At 68.4% G+C, this 25,606-nt stretch carries 28 protein-coding genes and 1 pseudogene; 22 read left to right on the top strand and 7 right to left on the bottom strand.

Annotation, left to right across the window (positions count from 1 at the left end; all coding sequences use genetic code 11):
- Positions 1-40 precede the first annotated feature (40 nt).
- Positions 41-1,237 (bottom strand): acyl-CoA dehydrogenase, encoded by a 1,197-nt coding sequence (locus tag GXN78_RS13870; RefSeq protein ID WP_106561074.1) that lies wholly within the window; start codon positions 1,235-1,237, stop codon positions 41-43.
- A 174-nt stretch (positions 1,238-1,411) separates the two neighbouring features.
- Here GXN78_RS13870 and GXN78_RS13865 point away from each other — a divergent pair, with 174 nt between their 5' ends.
- The 6 genes from GXN78_RS13865 to GXN78_RS13840 all read left to right on the top strand — a co-directional run bounded on the left by GXN78_RS13865 (position 1,412) and on the right by GXN78_RS13840 (position 6,306).
- A complete protein-coding gene (locus GXN78_RS13865; protein ID WP_106561075.1) occupies positions 1,412-2,335 on the top strand; it encodes a LysR substrate-binding domain-containing protein in 924 nt (307 codons plus the stop codon).
- Positions 2,336-2,444: 109 nt separating this feature from the next.
- A complete protein-coding gene (locus GXN78_RS13860) occupies positions 2,445-2,609 on the top strand; it encodes a zinc ribbon domain-containing protein (protein ID WP_106561076.1) in 165 nt (54 codons plus the stop codon).
- A 171-nt stretch (positions 2,610-2,780) separates the two neighbouring features.
- Entirely contained in the window at positions 2,781-3,440 is a 660-nt protein-coding gene (locus GXN78_RS13855) for a peroxiredoxin (protein ID WP_106561077.1), read from the top strand.
- A gap of 14 nt (positions 3,441-3,454) precedes the next feature.
- Entirely contained in the window at positions 3,455-4,495 is a 1,041-nt protein-coding gene (locus GXN78_RS13850) for an MBL fold metallo-hydrolase (RefSeq protein WP_106561078.1), read from the top strand.
- A 61-nt stretch (positions 4,496-4,556) separates the two neighbouring features.
- The gene (locus tag GXN78_RS13845) at positions 4,557-5,372 is read left to right on the top strand and encodes a phytanoyl-CoA dioxygenase family protein (protein WP_106561079.1); all 816 of its coding nucleotides are present in this window, start codon (positions 4,557-4,559) and stop codon (positions 5,370-5,372) included.
- A 46-nt stretch (positions 5,373-5,418) separates the two neighbouring features.
- Positions 5,419-6,306: a LysR substrate-binding domain-containing protein gene (locus GXN78_RS13840; protein WP_106561080.1), complete on the top strand. Its 888-nt coding sequence runs from the start codon at positions 5,419-5,421 to the stop codon at positions 6,304-6,306.
- A 13-nt stretch (positions 6,307-6,319) separates the two neighbouring features.
- On the opposite strand, the gene GXN78_RS13835 is transcribed toward GXN78_RS13840, so the two are convergent.
- Positions 6,320-7,126: a hypothetical protein gene (locus GXN78_RS13835; protein WP_106561081.1), complete on the bottom strand. Its 807-nt coding sequence runs from the start codon at positions 7,124-7,126 to the stop codon at positions 6,320-6,322.
- 550 nt (positions 7,127-7,676) lie between these two features.
- Here GXN78_RS13835 and GXN78_RS13830 point away from each other — a divergent pair.
- Both GXN78_RS13830 and GXN78_RS13825 read left to right on the top strand, forming a co-directional pair.
- Positions 7,677-8,273 carry a hypothetical protein gene (locus GXN78_RS13830; protein ID WP_146163215.1) on the top strand — a complete coding sequence of 199 codons (597 nt, stop codon included), beginning with the start codon at positions 7,677-7,679 and terminating at the stop codon, positions 8,271-8,273.
- A gap of 17 nt (positions 8,274-8,290) precedes the next feature.
- Entirely contained in the window at positions 8,291-8,692 is a 402-nt protein-coding gene (locus GXN78_RS13825) for a phage holin family protein (protein WP_106561083.1), read from the top strand.
- A 62-nt stretch (positions 8,693-8,754) separates the two neighbouring features.
- Here GXN78_RS13825 and GXN78_RS13820 read toward each other — a convergent pair.
- From GXN78_RS13820 to GXN78_RS13805, 4 genes and pseudogenes are all read right to left on the bottom strand, one after another.
- Positions 8,755-9,339: pseudogene (locus tag GXN78_RS13820) on the bottom strand (IS630 family transposase); the annotation flags it as partial.
- Positions 9,296-9,820, bottom strand: a complete 525-nt coding sequence (locus tag GXN78_RS13815) for a winged helix-turn-helix domain-containing protein (RefSeq protein WP_146163252.1) — start codon at positions 9,818-9,820, stop codon at positions 9,296-9,298. The pseudogene GXN78_RS13820 and the gene GXN78_RS13815, both read right to left, overlap by 44 nt.
- Positions 9,821-9,891: 71 nt before the next feature.
- Entirely contained in the window at positions 9,892-11,106 is a 1,215-nt protein-coding gene (locus GXN78_RS13810; RefSeq protein ID WP_106560983.1) for an MFS transporter, read from the bottom strand.
- 98 nt (positions 11,107-11,204) lie between these two features.
- Complete coding sequence (locus GXN78_RS13805; protein WP_106560984.1) at positions 11,205-13,223, bottom strand: acetoacetate--CoA ligase; 2,019 nt, start codon at positions 13,221-13,223, stop codon at positions 11,205-11,207.
- A 99-nt stretch (positions 13,224-13,322) separates the two neighbouring features.
- On the opposite strand from GXN78_RS13805, the gene GXN78_RS13800 reads away from it, so the two are divergent.
- The 12 genes from GXN78_RS13800 (at position 13,323) to GXN78_RS13745 (ending at position 23,171) form a co-directional block, all read left to right on the top strand.
- Positions 13,323-14,066 (top strand): TetR/AcrR family transcriptional regulator, encoded by a 744-nt coding sequence (locus GXN78_RS13800; RefSeq protein WP_106560985.1) that lies wholly within the window; start codon positions 13,323-13,325, stop codon positions 14,064-14,066.
- Positions 14,063-15,007 (top strand): ABC transporter substrate-binding protein, encoded by a 945-nt coding sequence (locus tag GXN78_RS13795; protein WP_106560986.1) that lies wholly within the window; start codon positions 14,063-14,065, stop codon positions 15,005-15,007. Before GXN78_RS13800 ends, GXN78_RS13795 begins: the two co-directional genes overlap by 4 nt.
- Positions 15,004-15,780, top strand: coding sequence for an ABC transporter ATP-binding protein (locus GXN78_RS13790; RefSeq protein WP_181360698.1), 777 nt, complete (start codon positions 15,004-15,006; stop codon positions 15,778-15,780). The genes GXN78_RS13795 and GXN78_RS13790 overlap by 4 nt, the downstream gene beginning before the upstream one ends.
- Positions 15,773-16,555: an ABC transporter permease subunit gene (locus GXN78_RS13785; protein WP_106560987.1), complete on the top strand. Its 783-nt coding sequence runs from the start codon at positions 15,773-15,775 to the stop codon at positions 16,553-16,555. The genes GXN78_RS13790 and GXN78_RS13785 overlap by 8 nt, the downstream gene beginning before the upstream one ends.
- Positions 16,552-17,436 carry an ABC transporter permease gene (locus GXN78_RS13780; protein WP_239142708.1) on the top strand — a complete coding sequence of 295 codons (885 nt, stop codon included), beginning with the start codon at positions 16,552-16,554 and terminating at the stop codon, positions 17,434-17,436. The genes GXN78_RS13785 and GXN78_RS13780 overlap by 4 nt, the downstream gene beginning before the upstream one ends.
- Before the next feature lie 16 nt (positions 17,437-17,452).
- Entirely contained in the window at positions 17,453-18,262 is an 810-nt protein-coding gene (locus GXN78_RS13775; RefSeq protein WP_106560989.1) for a cyclase family protein, read from the top strand.
- Positions 18,259-19,584, top strand: coding sequence for a fumarylacetoacetase (fahA, locus tag GXN78_RS13770; protein ID WP_106560990.1), 1,326 nt, complete (start codon positions 18,259-18,261; stop codon positions 19,582-19,584). The genes GXN78_RS13775 and fahA overlap by 4 nt, the downstream gene beginning before the upstream one ends.
- Before the next feature lie 93 nt (positions 19,585-19,677).
- The gene (locus tag GXN78_RS13765) at positions 19,678-20,385 is read left to right on the top strand and encodes a phosphatase PAP2 family protein (RefSeq protein ID WP_106560991.1); all 708 of its coding nucleotides are present in this window, start codon (positions 19,678-19,680) and stop codon (positions 20,383-20,385) included.
- Positions 20,386-20,418: 33 nt separating this feature from the next.
- On the top strand, positions 20,419-20,673 hold the full coding sequence (locus tag GXN78_RS13760; protein WP_106560992.1) for an acyl carrier protein: 255 nt from the start codon (positions 20,419-20,421) through the stop codon (positions 20,671-20,673).
- Complete coding sequence (locus tag GXN78_RS13755; protein WP_106560993.1) at positions 20,670-21,884, top strand: beta-ketoacyl-[acyl-carrier-protein] synthase family protein; 1,215 nt, start codon at positions 20,670-20,672, stop codon at positions 21,882-21,884. The genes GXN78_RS13760 and GXN78_RS13755 overlap by 4 nt, the downstream gene beginning before the upstream one ends.
- Before the next feature lie 214 nt (positions 21,885-22,098).
- Entirely contained in the window at positions 22,099-22,590 is a 492-nt protein-coding gene (locus GXN78_RS13750) for a mobile mystery protein A (protein WP_239142707.1), read from the top strand.
- Positions 22,569-23,171 carry a mobile mystery protein B gene (locus tag GXN78_RS13745; protein ID WP_239142706.1) on the top strand — a complete coding sequence of 201 codons (603 nt, stop codon included), beginning with the start codon at positions 22,569-22,571 and terminating at the stop codon, positions 23,169-23,171. Before GXN78_RS13750 ends, GXN78_RS13745 begins: the two co-directional genes overlap by 22 nt.
- A gap of 31 nt (positions 23,172-23,202) precedes the next feature.
- Here the strand turns inward: GXN78_RS13745 and GXN78_RS13740 are convergent, their stop codons facing one another.
- Positions 23,203-23,445: a DNA-directed RNA polymerase subunit alpha C-terminal domain-containing protein gene (locus GXN78_RS13740; protein WP_106560996.1), complete on the bottom strand. Its 243-nt coding sequence runs from the start codon at positions 23,443-23,445 to the stop codon at positions 23,203-23,205.
- 342 nt (positions 23,446-23,787) lie between these two features.
- Here GXN78_RS13740 and GXN78_RS13735 point away from each other — a divergent pair, with 342 nt between their 5' ends.
- A complete protein-coding gene (locus GXN78_RS13735; RefSeq protein ID WP_106560997.1) occupies positions 23,788-24,819 on the top strand; it encodes an ABC transporter substrate-binding protein in 1,032 nt (343 codons plus the stop codon).
- A 4-nt stretch (positions 24,820-24,823) separates the two neighbouring features.
- The gene (locus tag GXN78_RS13730) at positions 24,824-25,606 is read left to right on the top strand and encodes an ABC transporter ATP-binding protein (protein ID WP_106560998.1); all 783 of its coding nucleotides are present in this window, start codon (positions 24,824-24,826) and stop codon (positions 25,604-25,606) included.

Here is a 25,606-nt window from a genome sequence, read left to right as displayed (position 1 = left end):
GGCAGCGAATACACGAAGTGATGAGCGTGGGGGCCCATGGTCAGTTGGCAAAGGCCGCGATGCCCGTGATGGCACGGCCGAGGATCAGCGCATGGATGTCGTGCGTGCCCTCGTAGGTGTTGACCACCTCGAGATTCACCAGGTGCCGCGCCACGCCGAACTCGTCGCTGATGCCGTTGCCGCCCATCATGTCGCGCGCCAGGCGGGCGATGTCCAGCGCCTTGCCGCAGGAGTTGCGCTTGAGCAGGGAGGTGACCTCGACGGAAGCCGTGCCCTCGTCCTTCATGCGGCCCAAGCGCAGGCAGCCCTGCAGGCCCAGCGTGATCTCGGTCTGCATGTCGGCCAGCTTCTTCTGGATCAGCTGGTTGGCGGCGAGCGGGCGGCCGAACTGCTTGCGGTCCAGCGTGTACTGGCGGGCACGGTGCCAGCAGTCCTCGGCCGCGCCGAGCGCGCCCCAGGAAATGCCGTAGCGCGCGCTGTTGAGGCAGGTGAAGGGGCCCTTCAGGCCGCGCACCTCGGGGAAGGCGTTCTCCTCGGGGCAGAACACGTTGTCCATCACGATCTCGCCGGTGATGCTGGCGCGCAGGCCGACCTTGCCGTGGATCTCGGGAGCCGACAGGCCCTTCATGCCCTTTTCCAGCACGAAGCCGCGGATCGGGCCGACGGCGCCGCCCTCGCTCACTTCCTTGGCCCACACCACGAACACGTCGGCGATCGGGCTGTTGCTGATCCACATCTTGGCGCCGGTGAGCGCGTAGCCGCCCGGCACCTTCTTGGCGCGGGTGACCATGCTGCCGGGGTCGGAGCCGTGGTCGGGCTCGGTCAGGCCGAAGCAGCCGATCCATTCGCCGGTGGCCAGCTTGGGCAGGTACTCCTGCTTCTGCGCCTCGGTGCCGAATTCGTTGATCGGCACCATCACCAGCGAGCTCTGCACGCTGGCCATCGAGCGGTAGCCGGAGTCGACGCGCTCGACTTCGCGCGCGATCAGGCCGTAGCAGACGTAGTTCAGCGCGGGGCCGCCGTACTGCTCGGGGATGGTCGGGCCGAGCAGGCCGAGCTCGCCCATCTCGCGGAAGATCTTCGGGTCGGTCTTGCCGTTGCGGAAGCCTTCGAGCACGCGCGGTGCGAGCTGGCCCTGGCAGTAGGCGTGGGCGGCGTCGCGCACCTGGCGCTCTTCGCTGGTGAGCTGCTGGTCGAGCAGGAGGGGGTCGTCCCAATGGAATGCGGCGTGGGCCATGTGCGGTCTCCGGTGTAGGTGGCGGGGGATGCTGGTGCGATCCTAAGCGGCCCACCCTTTGAGCGCAAACGAAGATTCGGCACCCAGTTATGCGCTTTGCTCACTTCATCGCACAATGCCCGATCGAGCCTCATTGGCAGACGGCTTCGATCAACTATGTAGCACCCGCATACCATGCGCCGAAGACTCCCTTCCACCCAGGCCCTGATCTGCTTCGAGGCCGCCGCCCGGCACGAGAGCTACACGCGCGCGGCGCAGGAACTCGCGCTGACGCAGAGCGCGGTCTCGCGCCAGATCACGGCGCTGGAGGACTTCCTGGGCATGGCGCTGTTCCGCCGCACCCGCCACGGCGTGGCGCTGACGCCGGCCGGCGCCGACTACGCACGCCAGACCGCGCGCCAGCTCGACAGCATGGAGCGCGACACGCTCGATGCCATGGCGCGCCAGGGCCTGGGCGGCGCGTTGCAGCTGGCGGCGGTGCCGACCTTCGCTACCCGCTGGCTGATCCCGCGGCTGCCGGACTTCGCCGCGAAGCACCCCGACATCACGGTCCACATCGAGACGCGCACCCGCCCTTTTCTCTTCAACGACACGCCCTTCGACGCCGCGCTCTACGCCGGCACGCCCGCGCAGGCCGCCAACTGGGCCGGCACGCACTCGGTGCTGCTGCTGCACGAGGACGTGGTGCCGGTGTGCAACCCTGCCCTGCTCGGCGCCAAGGCGCAGCTGTCGCCGGCCGCGATCGCGCGGATGCCGCTGCTGCAGCAGAGCACCCGGCCCGACGGCTGGGCCCAGTGGTTCGACGCCCAGAAGGTGGATGCGCCGCGCGCGCGCAGCGGCCCGCGCTACGAGCTGTTCTCGATGATCGCGGTCGCTGCCGCGCACGGCCTGGGCCTGGCGCTCATGCCGCGCATGCTGATCGAGCCCGAGCTGGCGCGCGGCGAGCTGGTCGTGGCCTGCGACCGCCCGCTGCAGGCGGAGCGAGGGTATTTCCTGGTCACGCCGGCCAGCACGGACGAGCGGCCCGCGCTCGCGGCCTTTCGCGGCTGGCTGGCGGCGCAGGCCTCGGCCGAGGCCGACTCCGCCGCGCGCCGCTGAACGGCTGGCCCCCTGTGCTCGTTGGGTTTAGCATCGGCCCCGTGCACCGGAGCCCGCTGGCCTGCGGGGCGAATCGCCGCCTCCGGCCGTCACACGATGGAGACGCGCAATGCCTACCTATCAGTACCGCTGCCAGAAGTGCGGCGAGGTGTTCGAACACGCCGAGCACATCGCGGAGCATGAGACCGTGCAGCTGCGCTGCCCCAAGTGCGGCAGCGACTCGGTCGAGCACAAGCCGACGCAGTTCTTCGCGAAGACCACCAAGAAGAGCTGAGCCGAGCGGCGCCACGGCGCCTGCCCTTGTGCGCCGCGGCAAAGGCCCGCGCCTCGTGCTGTCACACAACCGACGCTGGCATCCGGCGCGCCAGTCTTCTATGCTCTAAGTCTTGCCGCCCGGTGCGGCAACAGCGTTTGTCGTCAGTCATTCTTTTTCAGAGGAGCGAACATGTCACTGCGCATCAACGACGAGGCCCCCAACTTCAAGGCCAAGACCACCAAGGGGGACATCGACTTTCACCAATGGATCGGCGACCAATGGGCGGTCCTGTTCTCCCACCCCAAGGACTTCACGCCGGTGTGCACCACCGAGCTGGGCTACATGGCCAAGATCGAGCCCGAGTTCAGCAAGCGCAACGCCAAGCTGATCGGCCTGAGCATCGACCCGGTGGACGCCCATGACCGCTGGTCCGACGACATCGAGGAAACGCAGGGCCACCGGCCCACCTACCCGATGATCGGCGACACCGACCTCGCGGTGGCCAAGCTCTACAACATGCTGCCGGCCGAGGAGCCGGGCACCTCCGAGGGGCGCACCGCCGCCACGAACGCGACCGTGCGCTCGGTCTTCGTCATCGGCCCCGACAAGAAGATCAAGCTGATGCTGACCTACCCGATGACCACCGGCCGCAACTTCGACGAGATCCTGCGCGTGCTCGACTCCATGCAGCTGACCGCCAAGCACAAGGTCGCGACGCCGGTGAACTGGAAGCAGGGCGAGGACGTGATCATCGCCGGCTCCGTCTCCGACGACGATGCCAAGAAGCTGTTCCCCGGCGGCTGGGAATCGCCCAAACCTTACCTGCGCGTGGTGAAGCAACCCGGCTGAGCCCGGCGGACCGCATGGTCTTCGAGCAGGTCGCGACCGGCGGCTGCCAGTCCTACCTGGTCGGCTGCGAGCAGAGCTGCGGCGCCGCGCTGATCGACCCGGAGCTCAGCCAGATCGACCATTACCTGGGCTTGGCGGCGCGCCACGGCGTGCGCATCCGCTACCTGATCGATACCCACACGCACGCCGACCACTTCTCCGCCACGCGCGAACTGGCGCGCCAGCTCAAGGTGCCGGTGGTGATGCACCGCGCCAGCCCCGCGCCCTTCGTCGAGCTCCGGCTGGCCGACGGCGAGATGCTGGTGCTGGGCAAGCTCAGGCTCTCGGTGCTGCACACGCCGGGCCACACGGCCGACTCGATGTGCCTGCAGGTGGAAGACCGCCTGTTCACCGGCGACACGCTGCTGATCGGCGCCACCGGCCGCACCGACCTGCCCAGCGGCGACCCCGAGGCGCTCTACGACAGCCTCTTCAACCGCGTGCTGCGCCTGGACCCCGCGCTCAAGGTCTGCCCGGCGCACGACTACAAGGGGCGCACGCACTCGACCATCGGCGACGAGCTGGCGACCAACCCGCGCTTGCAAAAGCGCGAGCGTGCCGAGTTCGTCGAGATGATGAGGAGCCTCAACCTCACCATGCCCACCCATGTGACCGAGGCGCTGCGCACCAACATGAGCGGCGGCAAGACCGTGGCGCGCCTGCTGGCCGAGGCGGGGGCGACGGTGCCCTTCATGTCGCTGGCCGAGCTCAAGGCGCGCGTGGAGGCGGGCGAGGACGACCTGATCGTGCTCGATGTGCGCGAGCGCGACGCCTATGAGGCCGGCCATGTGCCGGGCGCGCGCCTGCTGCCGCGCGGCCAGCTGGAGCTGCGCGTCAACCAGGACCTGCCCGATCCGACGCGGCGCATCCTGAGCTGCTGCGAGCTGGGCTACATCTCGACACTGGCGGCGGCCACGCTGCGCGACATGGGCTTCCTGCACGCGGTCGCGCTCGACGGCGGCATGAAGGCGTGGCGCGAGGCAGGCTACCCGGTGAAAACCGGCAAGGAACCCTAGCAGGCCCGCCGATCACCGACCAGGCGGCGCGCGCCCCCGAGAACGACAAGAGATCAGAGACATGGCCCGACTTTCCCCCGACGAGATCGCCCACTACCAGCGCGAAGGCTGGGTCATCCCCGAGTTCCGCCTGTCGCCGCGCCGCGTGGCGCAGATGCACGACGCGCTCAACGAGCTGATTCACCGCAACCCCGGCGTGCGGCCCGAGAAGCTGGTCTCGGCCCACATCGAGGGCGACAACGGCGAGGGCGTGCGCGGCAGCCGGGAGTTCCTCGACCTGGCGATGGACCGAGAGATCGTCGAGCTGGTCTCCGGCGTGATCGGCGAGGACGTGATCCTCTGGGGCTGCCATGTGTTCTGCAAGCCGGCCAGCGAAGGCTTCGAGACGCCCTGGCACCAGGACGGCCACTACTGGCCGATCCGCCCGCTGGCCAACTGCACGGTGTGGGTGGCGCTGGAGTCGTCGACGCGCGCCAACGGCTGCCTGCGCGTGATCCCGCGCTCGCACCGCGGCGGCGTGCTGCATCCGCACCTGCACGAGGAGCGCCAGGACCTGACGCTCAACCAGCGCATGGCCGCCGGCAGCTTCGACGAAGCCGAGGCGGTGGACCTGGAGCTGCAGCCCGGCCAGATGTCGCTGCACGACGTCTACATGATCCACGGCGCCCGCGCCAACACCTCGAACCAGCGGCGCACGGGGGTCGCCCTGCGCTACATGCCATCGACCTCGGTGTTCGAGCGCGACCTCCGGCCGGCGGACGGCAAGACCGGCGTGGCGGTGAACTTCGCGCAGCGGCCGTTGTGGCTGCTCAGGGGCGTGGACCGGAGCGGGCGCAACGACTTCGAGGTGGGTCACCGCCGGCACGGCGCCGGCTGACGGCGCGTCGGGCCAGGGCTGAGATGCCCGTGCTACGGTCGGCGCCATGCGATTCGACCTGACCGACCTGCGCCTCTTCGTCAACGTGGTGCAGGCCGGCACGATCACCGGCGGCGCGGAGCGCACGCACATGACGCTGGCCTCCGCGAGCGAGCGGGTGCGCGGCATGGAGGCCGACATCGGCGTCGCGCTGCTGCTGCGCGACCCGCGCGGCGTGCAGCCCACCGAGGCCGGCCGCACCCTGCTGCACCACGCGCGCGCGGTGCTGCTGCAGATGGAGCAGATGCAAAGCGAGCTGGGCGAGTACGGCGCGGGCCTCAAGGGCCATGTGCGCCTGCTGTGCAACACCTCGGCCCTCACCGAACACCTGTACGAGGCCCTGAGCGGCTTCCTGACGCAGCATCCGCACATCTCGGTGGACCTGGAGGAGCGCGCGAGCCACGAGATCGTGGACGCGCTGCGCAACGAGCTCGGCGACCTCGGCATCGTCTCGGACGCGGTGGACTTGGCCGGGCTGGAGGCCTTCACTTTCCGGCAGGACCACCTGGTGCTGGTGGTGCCGCGCCGCGATGCGCTGGCCCGGCGGCGGCGCGTCGCGCTGGGTGAGGTGCTGGACCGCGAATTCGTCGGCCTCGGCGGCGCCGCCCCCCTGCAGGAACTGGTGACGCGCAACGCCCTGCGGCTGGGCCGGCGGCTCGCCTACCGCGTGCGGGTGCGCAACCTGGAAGCGGTGTGCCACATGGTGGAGCAGGGCGTGGGCGTCGGCGTGGTGCCTCAGGCGGCGGCTGCGCGCTGCGCGAAGCCGATGGCGATCGTGTCTATCGCGCTGACCGATCCCTGGGCGGTGCGCAACCTGATGATCTGCGTGCGCCGCAGCGACGCGTTGCCCGCCAATGCGCAGCTGCTGCTGCGCCACCTGCTGGGCAGCAGCTGAGCGGAGCCCCCGCTCAGGCGAGCGCTGCCAGGCCGCTCGTCGGCGCGCTGGCGTCGGCCGAGGTGCTTTCCTCGCCGGCCAGGACCGCCGACGCATAGATCTTGTCGTGCTGGTGCAGCCAGGGAATGGTCTCGTCCTTGCGCAGCATGGCCAGCTCGCGCTCGTAGAAACTCATCAGCTCGGTGCCGGTGCTGTGCGAGAGGTACAGCCGCATGTCGTGCTCGGCGATGCCCAGGTAGCCGTCCAGCACCAGCTCGACATGCAGGTGGTGCAGGCCGCTGGCGCGCAGGTTCATGCCGGAGAGATAGAGGGCTTCGGCCGTCATGGCGGTGGACATGGCCAGGGTGCCGCGGGTGCGCAGCAGGGCTTCGGCCTGGGTGATGCGGGCGATGAAGCCGGCGAGGTTGTGGCCGCGATAGCGCGGGTGCACCCAGCCTGCGCCGATGTAACCGAAGAGCGCGTGGGGATGGAGCTTGGGGCCCGTTTCCGGCAGCCAGCCCTCCTTCTCCTTGCAGCGGTAGAGCGCCCCCTGGTTATAGGCCTCCCCGACGCGACGGACCGCGCTGCCGTTCTGCATGGTCCGGAAGCCGCTGAGGGCCACGGGCGCGTTGCCGTCGTCGAAGCAGACCCAGAAGTTGTAGGGGTTGGCATCCTTGGGGTCGTCGATCAAGAAAGGCAACTGAACGTAGCCGGTTCCAGTGGCGGCCTCGTAGGTTTTCAGCAGCACCGAGAGATCGTCACCAAAACTGACGTTCAGGCCGGATTCCTCCAGTTGCTGAACGAGTTGATCCTGGTATTCGGTGATCTCGGAGAGTTGCATGACTGTGTCCTTGAGAGTGATGACGGTGCCGGGGGAGCCTGCCGAGGCCCTCCACGAGCCGAAATGAGCGAATTTCCGACAACGGATTGCGCATTACTCCACTTGCGCACACATGATGCAAGTTGTATGTGACGCTCGTCCAAAAAGTAGTTGGACGGAGAGCACAAAGTGTTACGTTAAGTAATCACATTTTCATCTTTGCCAAGTTCGTGTTAATGCTTTTGTCTACACGAAAAGGCGCCTTCCTCTATGCCTTCTCTTCGCCGAGGCTCCCACAGGCTGGGGTCGAACGGCGCATGAACCCGAGGTTTCGCGGCGTAGGCCGATCCGAAAGCCTTTGCCCACAGCATCCAGACATGGTGGGGCTTCGAAGCGCCGGATGTGTAAGCCAAAGCTATTCACGGCCGCCCGCGCTATAGGCCGTATGGGGGAAGACGCCCTTGCGCCGGCCATCCATCATCGGTAATTGCCCGCAGAAATCGACGAAATCGTCGATCAAGAGCGCCTGCGAAGGCACGCGCCGAACTACAGTGGGGCACCCAAGGGAATCATGACCAGAGCGAAATTGCGAATCACGGGGCCCCACTCGAGCCCCTATGTGCTAGGCGAGCCGATGTACCTGTACGACGGGTCGCTTCACATCGCGACCCTGGACCCGGTTCCGGTGAACCGCGAAGGCACCGAGGTTCACATCGAGCACTTCAATCCGACCGCCGTCGTCACGCAGCAGAAGCTGGAGATCAGCAAGCTGGCGCTGGTGGAGATGGTGTATTTCATCGCCGAGAACTTCACCTCGGTCCAGGCCATCAGCCTGTCGCTGAGCCGCCAGGTCGAAGGCTACGGCGACGGCATGCGGCTCGCCGGCGCCCGTTCCGCCTTCCTGCAGAGCCTGGGTGCCAGCCACATCGTGATCGCGCCCAAGCCCAACGCCGAGCACATGGGCCACTTCATCGTTAGCGGACTGTGGGAGTACAACCCCGTGAACCTCGAGGCGCTCGCCTCGGTGCTGCGGCACGAGCGCGACACCTACTATGGCGGGCGGACTGCGACGGCCGAGGAAGCGCGCCGCCCGGGCCTGGGCGCCTGGGTGCGGCGCTTCATCCCCGGGGCTGCGCAGCGCACCGGCACCGGCGACGGGGAGCCCTGAGGCCGGTCGGGAACCCGATGCTGAACACCCTGGCGGCCTTTCTCCTTCACTGGGCCATCATCGCCCTTTCGCTCTGGGTGGCCAGCCACATCTTCAGCGGCATCCGCTTCGAAAGCACCTCAGCGCTGGTGGTTTCCGCGCTGCTGCTGGGCTTTGCCAACGCGATCGTCAAGCCGGTCCTGATCCTGCTAACGCTGCCGCTGACCTTGCTGACCTTCGGCCTGTTCCTGCTGGTGATCAACGCGCTGGTGCTGCTGCTGGTGGCAGCGCTGGTGAAGGGCTTCAGGGTCTCGGGCTTCTGGACCGCGCTGTTCGCCAGCCTCTTCGTCTCGCTGCTGAGCATCGTCTTTGGCGCGCTGGTCGGCGGCGGAGATCCGGCGACGACGATCCAGATGCCGGACGGCGGCAACTGGCTGTAGGTTAGCCCTTGCTTCGCGTGCGTGCGGCGCGGCTCTGCGCGCAGCCGGTCCCCGGCCTCATACTAGCTCGCGTTCAAAGATATAGAAGTTATCCATTTGAACCCGGTCATTGAATGGGTTCGCGTAGGATTGGATTCGAGGGCGACGAGTCCGTTGGTCAGGGTGCTCTCGACGGCGTCCAGATTGGCGAAGACGTGGTTGGCGAAGCAGTCCTCGCGCAGCGACTCCCACAAGTGCTCGGCGGGGTTCAGCTCCGGGCTGTACGGGGGCAGGAAGATCACGCGCATGTTCTGCGGCACGGCGAGATCACCGGCGATGTGCCAGCCTGCTTGATCCATGACCATCACGATGAATTCCGCGGCGTGGCGCTGCGCGACCTCGCTCAGGAACAGCGACATTGTCTCGGCGCTGACCCAGGGCAGCACGAGGCTGTCCAGCACGCCGTCGTGCGGGCTGACGGCGCTGAAGGCGTAGATGTACTTGCGCTCCAGTCGCGCACCGACCACCGGGCGTGTGCCGTGAGGTGCCCAGCAGCGCCGAGGGCTGCCCAACAAGCCGAATCGGCCTTCGTCCTGGAACATCAGGCGCACTTGGCGCCTACGTTCAGCCTGGCGCTCGACCTCTTGGCGTACCGTGCGGCGCAGTTTTTTTAAAGGCGGCCTGCGCCGCCACGTCTGCCTTGGGGTGCCGTGGGCGCGGCACCACCTTGCGCCAACCGTGGCGATCCAGAAGCCGGTAGACCGTAGAGGGGGCCACCTGCTTGCCCAGTTGTTCCTGGTAGGCCTGCTGGATCTCCGCCACCGTCAGCATGCCGCCCGCCTCGGCACGCTTGACGAATGGCGCCAGAAGTTGCTGCTCTTGCTCTGGGCTGAGGTGTTGGTGATGCCTGCCGCCACGCCCGCGCAGCTCGAAGATGGCATCTCCCTCCTTCGACCAGCGCGAGTGCAAGACATGCACCGTCGCTGTGGACCAGCCCAGCAACTCGGCGATCTGCGCGGCTGAACTGCCCAGCGTCGCACGGATGAGCACGCACTGGATGCGCTGGTACTCCGCATGACTGCCGGCTCGCTTGAGCCGCTCCGCCAGGCGCTCAACAGTCGGCCTATCACCCACGATCAATGTCTTCATCCACGACTCCTTGAAGTTCGTGGAATGACATGATATCTAATCTATTGAACGCGAGTTGGTATCAGGCCCGCTCAGCGGCTCGCGCTCGCCGCCACGGCGCGCAGGCGCCCGCGCTCGCTGGCCAGCGACCAGCCGAACACGCCCAGGCCCGCCAGCGCCAGCAGCGCGCCGACCCAGCCGGTCGAAGTCCAGCCCAGGCCCGCGGTGATGGCGACGCCGCCCAGCCAGGCCCCGAGCGCGTTCGCCATGTTGAAGGCCGAATGGTTGAGGGCCGCGGCCAGGGTCTGCGCGTCGCCGGCCACGTCCATCAGCCGGATTTGCAGCGCCGGGCCGATGGCGACGATGGTGCCGATCAGGAACACGTTGAGCGCGGCCGTCGCCACATGGTGGGCCGCGAACGAAAAGGTAGTGAGCACCAGCGCGGCCCAGACCAGCAGGCCGCCGATGGTGGGCATCAGCGCCTTGTCCGCCAGGCGCGCGCCGACCAGGTTGCCGCCCACCATGCCGCAGCCGAAGAGCGCGAGCACCAGCGGCACGCCGCCCAGCGGCAGGCCCGCTACCTCGGTGAGCGTGGGCTTGATATAGCTGAAGACCGCGAACATCCCGCCGAAGCCGATCGCACCGATGCCCAGGGTGAACCAGACCTGCTTGCGCCCGAGCGCGCCCAGCTCGCGCAGCGGGCTGGCGCCCGAGGGCGCGGCCAGGTCCGGCAGGTCGCGCCGCAGCATCGCCATCGCAAGCACGGCGATCGCGCCGACGAAGACGAAGGCGGCGCGCCAACCGAAGTGCTGACCCAGCCAGGCCGCAATGGGCACGCCGACCAGCGTGGCGCCGGTGAGCCCCAGCATCACCAGCCCGACGGCGCGCGCTCGCCGGTCCGGCGGCGCCAGCGCTGCAGCGACCAGGGCCGCCACGCCGAAGTAGGTGCCGTGCGGCAGGCCGCTGGCGAAGCGCAGCAGGTTCAACGAGAGGTAGCCGGGCGCCAGGGCGCTGGCGAAGTTGCCGGCAGCGAACACGGCCATCAGCGCGATGAGCAATGCGCGCCGGGCCCAGCCGGCGGCCAGCACCGCGAGCACCGGTGCACCGATCACCACGCCCAGCGCATAGGCGCTGATCACATGGCCGGCCTGCGGGATGGTGGTGCCGATGTCGCGCGCGACCTCGGGCAGCAGGCCCATGATGACGAACTCGCCGGTGCCGATGGCGAAGCCTCCCACGCCGAGCGCCAGCATCGCGCGCGCAAAGCCGGGTGTGGTTTCGGAAGCAGGCAGGGAGGGTGCGGACATGGGCGGCGGGGATGGCGGTTAGGTATTAACCCTAGACCCGCGCGACCTTAGCACGCCCCACCCATTCTTGCTGCACTGCGGCAATTTCCGGGGCGGCCTCACGCGCCGCTCTTGTGCGCCTCGCCCCGCTGCACCGCGAAGGCCACGTACCAGTCCAGGCTGCCCGGATTGGCCATGGCCTCGCGGTTCACCACCTTCTCGATCGGCTGGCCCAGCAGCAGCTTCTTGATCGGCAATTCCTGCTTCTTGCCCGAGAGGGTGCGCGGAATCTCCGCCACCTGGAAGATGTCATTGGGCACGAAGCGCGGCGAGAGCCGGGTCTTGATCGTGCCCTCGATCTTCGCGCGCATCGCCGCATCGAGCGCGACGCCGGGCCGCAGCACGACGAACAGCGGCATGTAGCTCTCGCGGCCCAGGTACTCCAGGTCCACCACCATCGAATCGAGCACTTCGGGCAGGCCCTCGACCGCGCTGTAGATCTCGCTGGTGCCCATGCGCAGGCCCTGGCGGTTGATGGTGGCGTCGCTGCGGCCGTAGATGATGCAGCCGCCGTCCTGGCCGATCAGAAGCCAGTCGCCGTGCCGCCACACGCCCGGATAGGTGTCGAAGTAGCTCGACAGGTAGCGCGCGTTGCCTTCGTCGCCCCAGAAGCACAGCGGCATCGCCGGGATCGGCTTCGTGCACACCAGTTCGCCGACCTCGCCGATCACCGGTTGCCCCTGCTCGTTCCAGGCCTCGACCGCAGCGCCGAGGAAGCGGCACTGCATCTGCCCCGGCACCTCGGGCAGCTCGCGGTTGCCGCCGACGAAGGCGCCGCAGAAGTCGGTGCCGCCCGAGATGTTGTACCACCACACCTCGGGCGCGCCGGCCGCGCGCAGCTGCGCCGTGCCCCAGCGCTGGACTTCCTCGGACAGCGGCGAGCCGGTGCTGCCGAGCGCCCGCACGCGCGAGAGGTCGCCGGAGGCCTTGGCCTCGAGCCCGGCCTTCATGCAGTTGGAGAAATAGGCTGCGCCGGCGCCGAAGAAAGTGACCTTGTGCCGCGCCACGAAGCGCCACAACACGCCCCAGTCAGGCTTCTCCTTGCTGCCGGATGGATTGCCGTCGTAGATGCACACGGTCGTGCCGAAGGCCAAGCCCGAGAGCTGCGAGTTCCACATCACCCAGCCGGTCGAGCTGTACCAGTGGTAGCGCTCGCCGAAGTTGTTGGCGCCGTAGCTCGGGCCCAGGTCGTGGTGCAGGCCGCAGGCGTACATTGTCAGCAGGATGCCGCCCTGCCCGTGCACGATGGGCTTGGGCAGGCCGGTGGTGCCGCTCGAGTAGACGATCCAGATCGGATGGTCGAAGGGCAGCCATTCGGGCTCGAAGGCCGCGGTCTCGCCGTCGTCGCGCGCGATGGCGTCGCTCCACGCAGCCTCGGCCGGGATCTGCTGCGCCGCGAAGGGCGTGCGAAGCAGCAGCAGCTTCTCGACGCTGGGCAGCGCGGCACGCAGCTCCTGAACCACCGCGCTGCGATCCAGCGCCTTGGCGCCGTAGTGCACGCCGTCGGCCGCGATCAACAGCCGGGGCTCGATCTGGCGGAAGCGGTCGACCACCGCGGCGGTACCCATGTCGGGCGCGCACAGGCTCCACACCGCGCCGATGCTCGAGCAGGCGAGGAAGGCCACCATCGTCTCGGGCACGTTGGGCAGATAGGCCGCGACGCGATCGCCGCGCTGCACGCCCAGCGCACGCAGCGCGAGCGCGCAGGATGCGATCTGCCGGCGAAGCTCGGGCCAGGAGATCTCGCGCACCTCGCCCAGCTCGTTCTCGCTCACGATCGCCGGCATGCCGGCCGCATGCGCCGCATCGACATGGCGCAGCACCTCATGCGCGTAGTTGACCTGCGTGCCGGGGAACCAGCGCGCACCGGGCATGCGCGCATCGGCCAGCGCGACCGTCGGCGGCGCGGGCGAGCGGATGCCGCTCCAGTCCCAGACGCTGCGCCAGAAGGCCTCGAGGTCGGTGACCGACCAGCGCCACAGCGCGTCGTAGGAATCGAAGGCCAGGCCGCGCTGCTCGCGCAGCCAGTCCTGATAAAGGCGGATTTGGGGAACGCAGGGGCTGGAGGTGGGTTTCACCGTTGCAGCCTAACGCGCCTGCGCCTGTGCCTTCAATGCGGGAAAGCACAGGGTTTGTACTGCTGTACAAGAACTTTGTACGCTTGTTCAATACAGCACATGGTTTCACGTGCGCCCCGCGCTGCCCCTCTTCACCGATCACCGCAGCGCGCCGCAGGCGCAGCCGCCGCGGCCGAAGGCGCGCGGCCCGACCGCCGGCATGCGATCCTGCTGGCAGCCGAAAAGCTCTTCGCCCAACACGGCTACCACGCCGTGACGATCCGCCAGATCGCCGATGAGGCAGGCGTGCCGCTGGCGCTGGTCGGCTACTACTACGGCCCCAAGCACGAGCTCTTCCACGCGATCTTCGAGCACTGGAGCCACACCATCGAGGAGCGCCTCGCGGGCTTGCGCGCGGTGCCCATCGACCCCGAGGACGCGCGCACGCTGCCGCGCATCATCGAAGCCTTCACCGCGCCCGTGCTCGCGCTGCGCGCCAGCGCCGAGGGCGAGTACTACGCGCTGCTCGTCGCGCGCGAGCTCTACCACGCGACCGAGGAGGCCGACCGCGTGCTGCGCGGCTACTTCGATCCGCTGGCCGAGGCCTACATCGACGCGCTGCACCTCGCGCTGCCGCATGCCACGCGCGCCCAGGCGGCCTGGGGCTACCAGTTCGCGCTGGGCACGCTGCTGCACCACCTGAACGACAACCGCATCGAGCGGCTCTCGCACGGCGAGAACCGGCGCAGCGACCCGGCGGTGGCGCCGATGCTGGTGAACTTCATCGTCGGCGGCCTGCGCGCGGCGCTGCCCCGCCCCCGGGCCGCGCAGAAGAAGCCCATGACCAGGAGACACAAACCATGATGAAACGACGCACCCTGCTCGCGGCGCTGGCCGCCGCTTCCGGCACCGCCGCGCTGCCCGCGCGCGCGCAGGCCGGCACCCGGATCGTGTTCGGCTACACCGCGGTGACCGATTTCGCCTCGATCTTCGTGGCGGCCGAGGAGGGCTACTTCAAAAAGCGTGGGCTCGATGTCGAGCTCAAGTTCATCCCACTCAACTCCACCATCCCGGCCGCGCTGCAGTCCGATTCGCTGCAGATCGGCGGACCCACGCCCTCGGTCTTCCTGCAGGCGGTGGACGGCGGGATGGACCTGGTGCTGGTGGCCGGCGGCGGGCTCACTTCCAAGACCATGACCGGCTTCGGCCTGGTGGCGCGCGCCGGCTCGGGCATCAGGACCCCGCAAGACTGCATCGGCAAAAAGATCGGCGTGCCCGGCCTGGGCGCCTTCCTTCACGTGACCTTCCGGGCCTACCTCAAGGACCAGGGCGTGGACTACCGCAAGGTCAACTTCGTCGAGGCCGCCTTTCCGCAGCACGCGGACCTGCTGCGCGGCGGCTCGGTCGATGCGGTGGTGTCGGCCGATCCGTTCATGAGCCGCATCACCGACAGCGGCGCGGGCTACGTGGCGTCGTACTACTCGACTTTCCTTCCCGAGGGCAAGCAGACCATCGTGCATGCGGCCAAGCGCGAATGGGTGCAGAAGAACCCCGAGGCCGCGCGCGCCTTCCGCGAGGCGGTGCAGGAAAGCGGCGCCTTCATGCAGCAAGCCAAGAACGACGCCCGCGTGCGCGCGAGCATCGGCAAATACATCAAGCTGCCGCCGGAGGTGTTGGCCAAGGTGCAGATCTCGCCGCCCGGCCCGGTGGTCAGCGAGAAGCAGATGGCCTACTGGGTCGAGCTGATGAAGGAGCAGGAGATGCTCAAGACCTCGATCGACGTGACGAAGCTGGTCGTCAAGTGAACGCGGAAGTGCTGAACGTCGAAGGCGTGCGCATCTGCTACGGCGCGCGCGAGGTGCTGTCGCCGACATCCTTCGAGGTGGCGCGCGGCGAGTTCGTGTGCATCGTCGGGCCCAGCGGCTGCGGCAAGACCACGCTGCTGCGCGCGGCCGCCGGCCTGGTGCGCGCCACGGCCGGCGAGGTGCGGCGCAATGGGCGGCCGATGACCGAGCCCTCGCGCGAGGTGGCCTTCGTGTTCCAGGACTATGGCCGCGCGCTTCTGCCCTGGCGCACGGTGGCGGGCAACGTGGGCTTGGCACTGGAGGCGGCCGGCGTGCCGAAGCACCAGCAGGCGCCGCGCATCGCCGAAGTGCTGGCCAAGGTCGGCCTCGCCGCGCATGCGCAGAAGTTCCCGGTGCAGCTCTCCGGCGGCATGCAGCAGCGCACCCAGATCGCGCGCTGCCTGGCGCAGCAGCCCGAGCTGATGATGATGGACGAGCCCTTCGGCGCGCTGGATGCGCTCACGCGCCAGAGCCTGCAGGACGAGCTCGCGCGCCTGGTGCGCGAGGACGGGCTCACCGTGCTCTTCGTCACGCACGACCTGGAGGAGGCCATCTACCTCGGCGACCGGGTCATCGCGCTGCAGGCCGACCCGGGGCCGGGGCGGCCCAGCCTGGCGCGCATGATCGAGGTGAACATCCCGCGTCCGCGCGACCAGCTCACGGCCAAGGAGCATCCGGAGTTCGTGCGCCTGCGTCGCGAGCTGTTCGCCTTCATCGAGCAAAGCCATGACTGACGAAGGCGTGAGGCGCGGCCTGCTCCCGCTGTTGCGGCCCTGGGTCTTCCCGGCCCTGCTGCTCGGGCTCTTCGAGTGGTACGCGCGCCGTGCCGCGGCGCTGGGCAGCGATGCGCTGGCGCCGCCGAGCGCCGCGCTCGAAGCCTTCGCCGGCGCGGCGCTGGACGGCTCGCTGTGGCAGGCCACGGGCTTCACGCTGGGCACAGCCGCGCTGGGCCTGCTGCTGGGCGCCGTGCTCGGCATCGCGCTGGGCATCGTGCTCGGGCTGTCGCGCCGCGCCGCGCAGCTGGGCGGGCTCTCCATCGAGGTGCTGCGGCCGGTGCCGTCGGTGGCGCTGATTCCGTTGTCGATGCTGATGTTCGGCTTCGGCGTGCGCATGGAGCTCGCCATCGTCGCCTTCGCCACCTTCTGGCCGATGCTGGTCCTGGTGCAGTCGGCGGTGCAGCAGGTGGAGCCGCGCCTGCTCGAGCTCAGTCGGGTGCTCGGCCTCTCGGCGCGCGACCGCGCCTTCAAGATCGTGCTGCCGGCCATCGTGCCACGCCTGTTCGTCGCGCTGCGCCTCGGCGTGGCGGTGGCGCTGGTGGTCGCGGTCACGGTGGAGATCGCGGCCAATCCCCACGGAATGGGCTACGCGATGATGATCGCGCAGCAGAGCTTCGACCCGGCGCTGATGCTGGCCTGGCTGGGCTGGATCGGCGTGGTGGGCTTCGTTGTCAATGCGGGCATGCTGCGGCTGCAGCGGCATGTGGCGCGGCGGATGGGGAGCGCGTCATGAGCCGCAGGGCCGCTCCCAAGGCGAACAGCACCGCAGCCGAAGGCGAAGGTACTCCAGTGAGCCGCCGGGCCGCTCCCGCGGCGAATACCGCAGCCGAAGGCGGTGCATTGACCGCGCGCATCCACGGCTGGCTCGGCTCGACCGCCTTGCTCGCGGCGCTGGTCGCGTTGTGGTGGCTGGCGAGCAACGCAGGCTGGGTCAGCCGGGTCTTCCTGCCGACCCCGCAAGCCACGTTCACCAGCCTGGCCGAGGGCTTGAACTTCGGCGGCAGCGGCAACGGGGAGCTACTGGCCTTCACCGGTGCCACGGTGCTGCGCATGCTGGAGGGCTGGCTGCTGGCCTCGCTGTTCGGCGTGCTGCTGGGCGCGGCCATCGGCGTCTCGGCTGCCGTGCGGGCCTGGGTGCAGCCCACGCTGGAATTCATCCGGCCGCTGCCGGCGTCGGCCCTCCTGCCGTTGGCGATCTCCATCTTCGGCCTCAATCCGGGCATGGTGCTCTTCGTGGTCGCCTTCGGCGCCATGTGGCCGGTGCTGCTGGCCACCGTGCACGGATTCGCCGCCGTCGAGCCGCGCCTCGCGGAAGTGGCGCGCTGCCTGCAGATGCCGCGCGCCGCCTTCATCTGGAAGATCGGGCTGCCCAACGCAATGCCCGACATCCTGGCCGGCATGCGGCTGGCGCTGACCATCTCGCTCATCGTGGCGGTGGTCGGCGAGATGATCGCCTCGCAAAGCGGCCTGGGCCAAGCCATCCTGCTCGCGGCGCGCGCCTTCCGTGCGAGCGATCTCTTCGCCGGGATCGTGCTGCTGAGCCTGATCGGCTTCGCGAGCAACGCACTGCTCGCCCTCGCCGAGAACAAGCTGCTGCGCTGGCAGCACCCCTGAAGAAAAGGAAGCCTCCATGACCCGCACATTCGTCGACCTGTCGATCTTTCTCGAGAACGACGTGCTCTCCGATCCGCCCGCCTTCGCGCCGAAGATCCAGTACTTCACGCACGAACAGACCTACGAGCAGATCGAGCCCTTCTTTCCAGGCCTCAAGAAGGAAGACCTGCCCGACGGCGAGGGCTGGGCCGTGGAGTTCGTGCAGCTCTCGACCCACAACGGCACGCACCTCGATGCGCCCTACCACTTCCACTCGACCATGGACAAGGCGCTCGGCGACAAGAAGCCCGCGATCGCCATCCACGACGTGCCGCTGGAATGGTGCTTCCAACCCGGCGTGAAGCTGGACTTCCGCCACTTCGAGGACGGCTACGTGGTGACGGCCGGCGACGTGGACGCCGAGCTCAAGCGCATCGGCCATGCGCTCAAGCCGCTGGAGATCGTGGTGGTCAACACGCGCGCCGGCTCGCGCTACGGCCACAGCGACTACGTCTCGGCCGGCGCCGGCATGGGCTACGAGGCCACCATGTACCTGCTGGAGCGCGGCGTGCGCCTCACGGGCACCGACGCCTGGAGCTGGGATGCGCCCTTCGTCCATACCGCGAAGAAGTACGGCGAATCGAAAGACGCCTCGCTGATCTGGGAAGGCCACAAGGCCGGCCGCGACATCGGCTACTGCCACCTCGAGAAGCTGCACAACCTCGAGGCGCTGCCGGCCGACGGCTTCTTCATCAGCTGCTTCCCGCACAAGATCCGCGGCGCCTCGGCGGGCTGGACGCGCGCGGTCGCGATCTTCGACGACGCGCTGATGGCCAGCGCGGGGTGAACGCCATGCTCAACCACACGCACGATCCCGCCGCGCGCAGCTGGCTGGCTTCGGCCCAGGCCGAGGGCTGCGACTTCCCGATCCAGAACCTGCCCTACGCGGTGTTCCGCCGCACCGGCAGCCGCGAGCCCTTGCGCGCCGGCGTCGCCATCGGCGACCAAGTACTGGACCTCGGCGCCCTCGCCGTCGGCCGGCAGCTCGAAGGCGCTGCGCTCGATGGGGCGCGTGCCTGCGCCACCTCGGCACTCAACGAATTCTTCGCGCTCGGCCCCAGCGTGTGGCGTGCGCTGCGCCATGCCCTGTTCGCGCTGCTGAAGGACGATGCAGCCCCCGAGCTCGTCGAGGCCGTGCGCGGCTGCCTGGTCCCGCAAGCAGAGGCCGAGTTCAAGCTGCCCGCCAACGTCGGCGACTACACCGACTTCTACACCTCGATCGACCATGCGCTCAACGTCGGCCGGCTGCTGCGGCCGGAGGACCCGATCACGCCCAACTTCCAGTGGATCCCGATCGCCTACCACGGCCGCGCCTCGACGCTGGGCGTGAGTGGCCAGCGCTTTCGCCGGCCGATGGGGCAGGCCCTGCCGCCGGGCGCGAAGGCGCCGGTCTACGGGCCCTGCGCGCGGCTGGACTACGAGCTCGAGCTCGCGATCTACATCGGCAAGGGCAACGCACCCGGCGAGCAGATCCCGCTGGCGAAGGCGGAGCAGCACATCTTCGGCATCGGCCTGCTCAACGACTGGTCGGCGCGCGACATCCAGTTTTGGGAGATGGCGCCGCTCGGCCCCTTCCTGGCCAAGAACTTCGCGACCACGGTCTCGCCGTGGATCGTCACGCTGGAGGCGCTGGCACCCTACCGCCTGCCGTGGACGCGGCCTGCGCAGGACCCGCAGCCGCTGGCCTACCTGGAGGACGAGGCCAACCGTGCGGCCGGCGCCATCGACATCCGGCTCGAGGTGTGGCTGGAGAGCGAGAAGGCGCGTGCCGAAGGCAGCGGCCCGGCTCGCCTGTCGTCCACCAGCTTCAAGCACCAGTACTGGAGCATCGCGCAGATGGTGGCGCACCACACGGTGGGCGGCTGCAGCCTCAACGCGGGCGACCTGTTCGGCAGCGGCACCATCTCGGGCCCGGGGCCGGGCGAGGCCGGCGCGATCATCGAGCTCACGCGCGGGGGCCAGAAGCCCATCGCGCTGCCCAACGGCGAGGAGCGCCGCTTCCTCGAGGACGGCGACGCGGTGCTGCTGCGCGGCTGGTGCGAAAAGCCGGGCCATGCGCGCATCGGCTTCGGCGAGAGCCGGGGGATGGTGCTGCCGGCGCGGGCTTAGGAGGGAGGGTTTCATGCCGCCGCGAAAACAGGCATGCTCGGTGCTCGTGCCGCAAACGATGAACGACGTCGACGCACGCTCATCCACTTGCACATGCCCTCTTCCGCACCCCCGCACTGGACTTCCGAGCTCGGCTTTCGCATCCGCCATCTGCTGGCCCTGAAGATCGTCGGCGTCACGGTCTTCACCTGGCTCTTCTTCATCGGCTACTTCCAGCTGCTGCGCCATCCGGTGCATGCGATGACCGTGATGCCGCTCACGGCGCTCGACCTGCTGGTCCCCTTCCAGCCCGAGATGCTCATCGCGTATTTCTCGCTGTGGTTCTACGTGGGCCTGGCGCCCGGGCTGCAGCGCAACTTCAGCGAGCTGGTGGTCTACGGCCTGTGGGTCGGCGCGCTGTGCCTCGGCGGCCTGGCCCTGTTCCACTTCTGGCCGACGCAGGTGCCGCCGCTCATGGCCGGCGGCTCGGACTTCCCCGGCTTCGCGCTGTTGCAGGGGGTGGACGCGCCCGGCAACGCCTGCCCTTCGATGCACGTGGCCGTCGCGATCTTCACCGCCATCCGGGTGAACGACGTGCTGCACCGCGCGCGCGCGCCCCTGTCGCTGCGCCTGGGCAACTGGCTCTGGTTCGCCGCCATCGCGTATTCGACGCTGGCCGTGAAGCAGCACGTGGTGCTGGACGCACTGGCCGGCGCGCTGCTGGGCATTGCCTTTGCTTGGCCCTCGATGCGCTGGCGGCCGACGCCCGGCGCCAGGGCCCCTGCAGTCTTCGGGGGAGCGGATATCATCCCTCACAGATGACCCTTGGCCCCCCGTGAAGACGGACACCGCCCAATGAGTTCGCTGAAAGAATTACAGGATCTGATCCAAGAGAAATACGGCCTCGACCCCGCGGCGCTCGACCCCCACGCGTCGATGCGCGAGAAGGGCCTCGATTCACTGACACTGGTCGAATTCGTGTTCGCCGTCGAAGACCATTTCAAGATCTCGATGCCCGACCAGGACGTGAACGTCGACACGCTCGCCGAGCTGGCCGCCATGGTCGACAAAACCCTGGCCGCGCAGGCCGCACCCGCCCAGGCCAAGTGAGCGCCGTGCAGGTCGCCGTCACCGGGCTGGGCGTCGTGAGCCCGCATGGCGACGACGCGGGCGCGATGTTCGACGCGCTGATGCGCGGCGAGTCGGCCGTGCAGCCCGTCTTCCCCGAACTCCCCAAACCCACCGCCGCCGCGCTCGCGCCCTTCGACGCCGCCCGCTGGTTCACCAAGCTTCAGCTGGCCGGCGTCGACCGCGTGAGCCAGCTCGCCGTGGCCGCTGCCGAGCTCGCGGTGCAAGACGCGGGCGCGCTGGGCGATGCCGATCCCGAACGCATCGGCGTTTACGCCGGCTGCGGCATGGGCGGCGCCGCGGCGCTCGAGGCCGCCTACCGCGGCGCCAATGCGCGCATGCCGCCGCTGACCATTCCCGCCTTCATGCCCAACGCGCCGGCCGCGCAGGTGGCGATGCGCAGGCAGGCGCAGGGCCCGGTGCTCACCTACTCGGTGGCCTGCGCTTCATCGGGCGTCGCCATCGCCGAGGCGGCCAAGGCCGTGCAGCGCGGCGAGGTCGACATCGCCATCGCCGGCGGCAGCGAGGCGCTGGTTGTGCCCGGCGTGGTGCTCGCCTGGCAGGCCATGCAGACGCTGGCCGCCTTCGCGTCCGGCGAGGAGGCCCGCGCCGTCCGCCCCTTCGCGAGCGATCGCAGCGGCTTCGCGCTCGGCGAGGGCGCCGCCTTCGTGGTGCTGGAGTCGGCCGAGCGTGCCCGCGCCCGCGGCGCGCGCGCCTACGCGCAACTGGCCGGCTGGGGCATCGGCTGCGACGCCACCCACCTCACCAAGCCCGACGCGCCGGGCCAGGCCCGTGCCCTGCGCGCCGCCCTGCGATCGGCCGGGCTCGCGCCGCGCGACGTGGGCTACTGCAATGCGCACGGCACCGCCACGCGCATCGGCGACGTGGTCGAGCGCAATGCGCTGGCGGAGGTCTGGGGCGAGGCCGCGCTCGAGGATCTGCAGGTGAGCTCGACCAAAGCGCTGCACGGCCACCTGCTCGGCGCCGCCGGCGCGCTGGAGGCGGTGATCACCGTGCTGGCGCTGCACCGGCAGCAGTTGCCGCCCAATGCGCATTGCACTGAGGTCGATCCGGAATGCCGGCTCAACCTGGTGCCGCAGCAAGGCGCCGCGGCGCCGCGGCTGGAGGCCGCAATCAGCAACTCGTTCGCCTTCGGCGGCACGAACTCGGTGCTGCTGTTCTGCCGCGCCTGAAGGCGCGCACCTTCTTCGCCATCGGCAGGCCCATGGCACGTGAAGCGCGGCGGGCTTCGCCCGCTCATGTCTGGCAGCGCACGAATAGCGCCATTCCGTTTACCGATAGCTCACAAAACTCGCAATTTGTTCGCCTATCGGCGAACAATCAGCCGAATATTGATCGCCTATAGGCTAACGTTTTATCTAACTTCGTTCGTCTGTGGGCTAACATATGCAATTAATCCTGTCGAACCGCCAACAGATGCCCGCCAATCTCAACCAGCTCCGCCTCGAGCAAGTCGACGAGGCGCTAAAGCCGTACCACCAGATTCGAGGAACTCCCGCTCCAAGCGGAGGCTGGCTGCGCGCCATACGTGAAGCACTGGGCCTGACGGTCCGACAGCAAGCCACACGCGTAGGGGTCGCCGTGGCCACGCTGCACAAGTCCGAACAGTCTGAGGCCGACGAACGCATTTCGTTGGCGCAACTGCGCAGGCTCGCCGAAGGGCTGGACTGCGAACTTGTTTATGGCCTGGTGCCTCGCAAGCCCTTGGTGGACATGGTCCAGGACCAAGCCGTACAGGTGGCCCGGTCCGAGATACTCGGCATCGCGCATTCGATGCGTCTTGAAGACCAGCGGCCCAGTGATCTGTACCTGCGCCAACAGGTGGACCAGCGCCGCGCAGAACTGCTCGCGGGAAAGTGGTCGGACTTGTGGCGTTAGCGTTCCAAGATCACCCGGGCCAGACCCCGCTCGACGCCGACGAACTCGCGCAACTCATCCCGAGGCACATCACCACGCACGGCCAACTCAACGAGTGGGAGCAGGCCAACATCGTCGAGGCGCTCAAGTGGCTCAAGCGCGGTCGGCATCCCGCCGTGTTGACGGAGAAGTTTTGCCGCGAGCTCCACAAGCGCATGTTCGGCAAGACCTGGAAGTGGGCCGGCACCTTTCGGCAGTCCGACAAGAACATCGGTTGCGATTGGCGCCAGGTTCCTACGAGGCTTCGCCAGCTCCTCGACAACACGGATTTTTGGATGCATGAGCGGGTGTTCCCGCTGGATGAGATCGCTGTGCGTTTTCACCACCAACTCGTGCTCGTCCATGCCTTTCCGAACGGCAATGGCCGGCACTCACGGTTGATGACGGACAGCTTGTTGGCCCAAGCGGGAGGCTCGCCCTTTTCCTGGGGTCAGGGCGCCGACCTCGGGGCGGGCGGCGACGTCCGGAACCTCTACCTCGATTCCCTGCGAGCGGCCGATGCCGGCGATATCACCAAGCTGACTGAGCTTGTCCGGCGCTGACCGCGCCGAGTCAGATGCCGATACCTTGTTTTCAGTCGGCGAGCTGCAAGCCTCGCCGGTGCATGCTTTCCACGATCTCCCGCAGCGAATTGCGGCCCAGCCGCGAAAGCACGAAGAGCTTTTTCGCCGGCACGCGGGTCACATCGCGGACCGTGTGGAGCTGGTTGAGGCGTAACACGTTGGTGGTACGAAGCGAGAGCTTCAGGACTTCGATGTCGGCATCCAGCAGCGACTCCGTCGCGGGCCGGACTGCGATGGCTTGACCATCATCCATGGGGTGTCTCCGGGAAACGATGGCTGGAACTTGCACAGTTCATGCCACCGGCCCGCCACTTCGGCGTAGCAAGGTTTTCATTGGAAAGATGCCTTGCAAGGCTGAAATCCAAGCAACCAAATTGCCTTCATTTCAGGCATTTGTCTTATCCGCACACAGGGTTTTCCAGAAGGCTGTCCGAGCTAATTTTTAGCGCGCCCGTTGCGAAAAACGGTGCTTGGAGGCAACGCCTCCCGCTCCTAGCATTCCTGTCATGACGTCTTCACCGTCGCATGTTTCGCGACATCGAAGGCCCAGGTCGACGCTTTCATTTTTCTTGTCTCCAACGCAAAGGAATCTGCCATGGCCAATCTCCGGGATCCCGGTCGCCGCCGCCTCCTCAAGACCTCGCTCCTGGCCGCCGGCCTCGGTGGCGGCGGGCTGCTCTCCATCGACGCGCTGGCCCAGGGCAAGGCGAAGATCAACATGCAGCTCGGCTGGATCGTCGGCGTCAACCAGATCGGCGAGGTCGTGGCCAAGCGGCTGGGCTTCTACGAGCAGGAGGGCATCGACTTCGCGATCCAGCCGGGCGGGCCCAACATCGATGGCGTGGCCATCGTCGCCTCCGGCCGCTACGAAGTGGGGCAGGTGTCGTCCAGCCCCTCGGTGATGCTGGCGGTGTCGCAAGGCCTGCCGATCAAGTGCTTCGCGATCGGGGCGCAGAAGCATCCCTTCACCTTCTTCTCGCTGGCCAAGAACCCGGTGCGCAAGCCGTCCGACCTGGTCGGCAAGAAGGTGGGCATTCCGTCGACCGCGGCCATCCTGCTGCGTGCGCTGCTGGCGAAGAACAAGATTCCCGAGAAGGACGTCAAGGTCGTCACCGTCGGCTCCGACATGGCGCCGCTCCTGACCGGACAGGTCGACGTGGTCACCGGCTGGCTCACCAGTACGACGGCGCTCAAGATGCTGGGCCCCGATCGCGTCGACCTCACGCTGTGGGACGCCGGCGTGCAGCTCTACGCCCTGCCCTACTACGCCTCGACCAAGACGCTGGAAACGCAGCCCAAGGTGATCGAAGCCTTCCTGCGCGCCACGGCGAAGGGATGGCAACACGTGCGGGCCAACCGCGACCAGGCGGTGGAGCTGCTGGTCAAGGAGTACCCCAACCTCAAGGCGGAGGACGAGCGCCTGGCGGTCGACGTCATGCTCGACTACAGCTTCGGCGGCCTCGCGCAGACGCAGGGCTGGGGTGCCATGGACCCCGCCGTCTGGCAGCAGCAGATCGCGACCTATTCGGAACTGGGCCAGTTCACCGCCCGCACGCCGAAGGTGGAGGACGTGATCACGCTCGACGCGCTCAAGGCGACCACGAGCCTGCGCATGGGAAAGGCCTGACCCCATGGCCGCCGTCATGAACGCCACGCCGGCGATCTCCTGCCGCGACATCGGCATGCGCTTCTTCACCGAGCGCCGCGATGTCACCGCCATCAAGAGCCTGGACCTCGACGTCGCGCAGGGCGAGTTCCTGACCTTGCTCGGCCCCTCGGGCTGCGGCAAGTCCACCTTCCTGCGCGTGGTGGCCGACCTGCTCGAGCCCAGCCGCGGCCGCATCGAGGTGCTCTCCACCAGCCCGCAGGCCGCGCGAAAGAACCGCGACATCGGCTTCGTGTTCCAGGACGCGGCGCTGCTGCCCTGGCGCACCGCGCTGCAGAACGTGGAGCTGCCGCTGCAGGTCGGCGGCGGCGCCAGCCGCAAGGGTCGCCGCTCGCCGAAGGAACTGCTGGAACTGGTCGGCCTCAAGGACAAGGCCAACGCATGGCCGCACGAGTTGTCCGGCGGCCAGCGCCAGCGCGTGTCGATCGCGCGGGCGCTCGCCAGCGATCCGAAGATCCTGCTGATGGACGAGCCCTTCGGCGCGCTCGACGAGATCACGCGCGACCGCCTCAACGAGGAGATCCGGCGCGTGTGGAAGGAAACCGGCGTGACCATCCTCTTCGTCACCCACAGCATCCACGAGGCCGCCTTCCTGGGCCAGCGCGTGCTGATGCTCGCGGCGAATCCGGGCCGGGTGCGCGAGATCGTCCCGGTCGACATGCCCGAGGACCGCACGCTGGACATCCGCGAGACCCCCGAATTCGTGCGCCTCACCGCCCATCTGCGGCGCGTGCTGGAAACCTGCTGA

It is taken from the genome of Variovorax sp. WS11 (assembly GCF_010499245.1).
Lineage (GTDB): Bacteria > Pseudomonadota > Gammaproteobacteria > Burkholderiales > Burkholderiaceae_C > Variovorax.
Note: the sequence above shows the minus strand (reverse complement) of the source record. Positions and strands in the feature narration are given on the sequence as shown.

Coding starts and splice junctions, on each gene's coding strand:
- GXN78_RS13800 (WP_106560985.1), top strand. CDS start 13,323: ATGGTTTCACGTGCGCCCCGCGCTGCCCCTCTTCACCGATCACCGCAG.
- GXN78_RS13735 (WP_106560997.1), top strand. CDS start 23,788: ATGGCCAATCTCCGGGATCCCGGTCGCCGCCGCCTCCTCAAGACCTCG.
- GXN78_RS13730 (WP_106560998.1), top strand. CDS start 24,824: ATGGCCGCCGTCATGAACGCCACGCCGGCGATCTCCTGCCGCGACATC.
- GXN78_RS13810 (WP_106560983.1), bottom strand. CDS start 11,106: ATGTCCGCACCCTCCCTGCCTGCTTCCGAAACCACACCCGGCTTTGCG.
- GXN78_RS13830 (WP_146163215.1), top strand. CDS start 7,677: ATGACCAGAGCGAAATTGCGAATCACGGGGCCCCACTCGAGCCCCTAT.
- GXN78_RS13840 (WP_106561080.1), top strand. CDS start 5,419: ATGCGATTCGACCTGACCGACCTGCGCCTCTTCGTCAACGTGGTGCAG.
- GXN78_RS13815 (WP_146163252.1), bottom strand. CDS start 9,820: ATGAAGACATTGATCGTGGGTGATAGGCCGACTGTTGAGCGCCTGGCG.
- GXN78_RS13780 (WP_239142708.1), top strand. CDS start 16,552: ATGAGCCGCAGGGCCGCTCCCAAGGCGAACAGCACCGCAGCCGAAGGC.
- GXN78_RS13760 (WP_106560992.1), top strand. CDS start 20,419: ATGAGTTCGCTGAAAGAATTACAGGATCTGATCCAAGAGAAATACGGC.
- GXN78_RS13775 (WP_106560989.1), top strand. CDS start 17,453: ATGACCCGCACATTCGTCGACCTGTCGATCTTTCTCGAGAACGACGTG.
- GXN78_RS13785 (WP_106560987.1), top strand. CDS start 15,773: ATGACTGACGAAGGCGTGAGGCGCGGCCTGCTCCCGCTGTTGCGGCCC.
- GXN78_RS13765 (WP_106560991.1), top strand. CDS start 19,678: ATGCCCTCTTCCGCACCCCCGCACTGGACTTCCGAGCTCGGCTTTCGC.
- GXN78_RS13855 (WP_106561077.1), top strand. CDS start 2,781: ATGTCACTGCGCATCAACGACGAGGCCCCCAACTTCAAGGCCAAGACC.
- GXN78_RS13795 (WP_106560986.1), top strand. CDS start 14,063: ATGATGAAACGACGCACCCTGCTCGCGGCGCTGGCCGCCGCTTCCGGC.
- GXN78_RS13870 (WP_106561074.1), bottom strand. CDS start 1,237: ATGGCCCACGCCGCATTCCATTGGGACGACCCCCTCCTGCTCGACCAG.
- GXN78_RS13845 (WP_106561079.1), top strand. CDS start 4,557: ATGGCCCGACTTTCCCCCGACGAGATCGCCCACTACCAGCGCGAAGGC.
- GXN78_RS13750 (WP_239142707.1), top strand. CDS start 22,099: ATGCAATTAATCCTGTCGAACCGCCAACAGATGCCCGCCAATCTCAAC.
- GXN78_RS13740 (WP_106560996.1), bottom strand. CDS start 23,445: ATGGATGATGGTCAAGCCATCGCAGTCCGGCCCGCGACGGAGTCGCTG.
- GXN78_RS13825 (WP_106561083.1), top strand. CDS start 8,291: ATGCTGAACACCCTGGCGGCCTTTCTCCTTCACTGGGCCATCATCGCC.
- GXN78_RS13850 (WP_106561078.1), top strand. CDS start 3,455: ATGGTCTTCGAGCAGGTCGCGACCGGCGGCTGCCAGTCCTACCTGGTC.
- GXN78_RS13865 (WP_106561075.1), top strand. CDS start 1,412: ATGCGCCGAAGACTCCCTTCCACCCAGGCCCTGATCTGCTTCGAGGCC.
- GXN78_RS13860 (WP_106561076.1), top strand. CDS start 2,445: ATGCCTACCTATCAGTACCGCTGCCAGAAGTGCGGCGAGGTGTTCGAA.
- GXN78_RS13835 (WP_106561081.1), bottom strand. CDS start 7,126: ATGCAACTCTCCGAGATCACCGAATACCAGGATCAACTCGTTCAGCAA.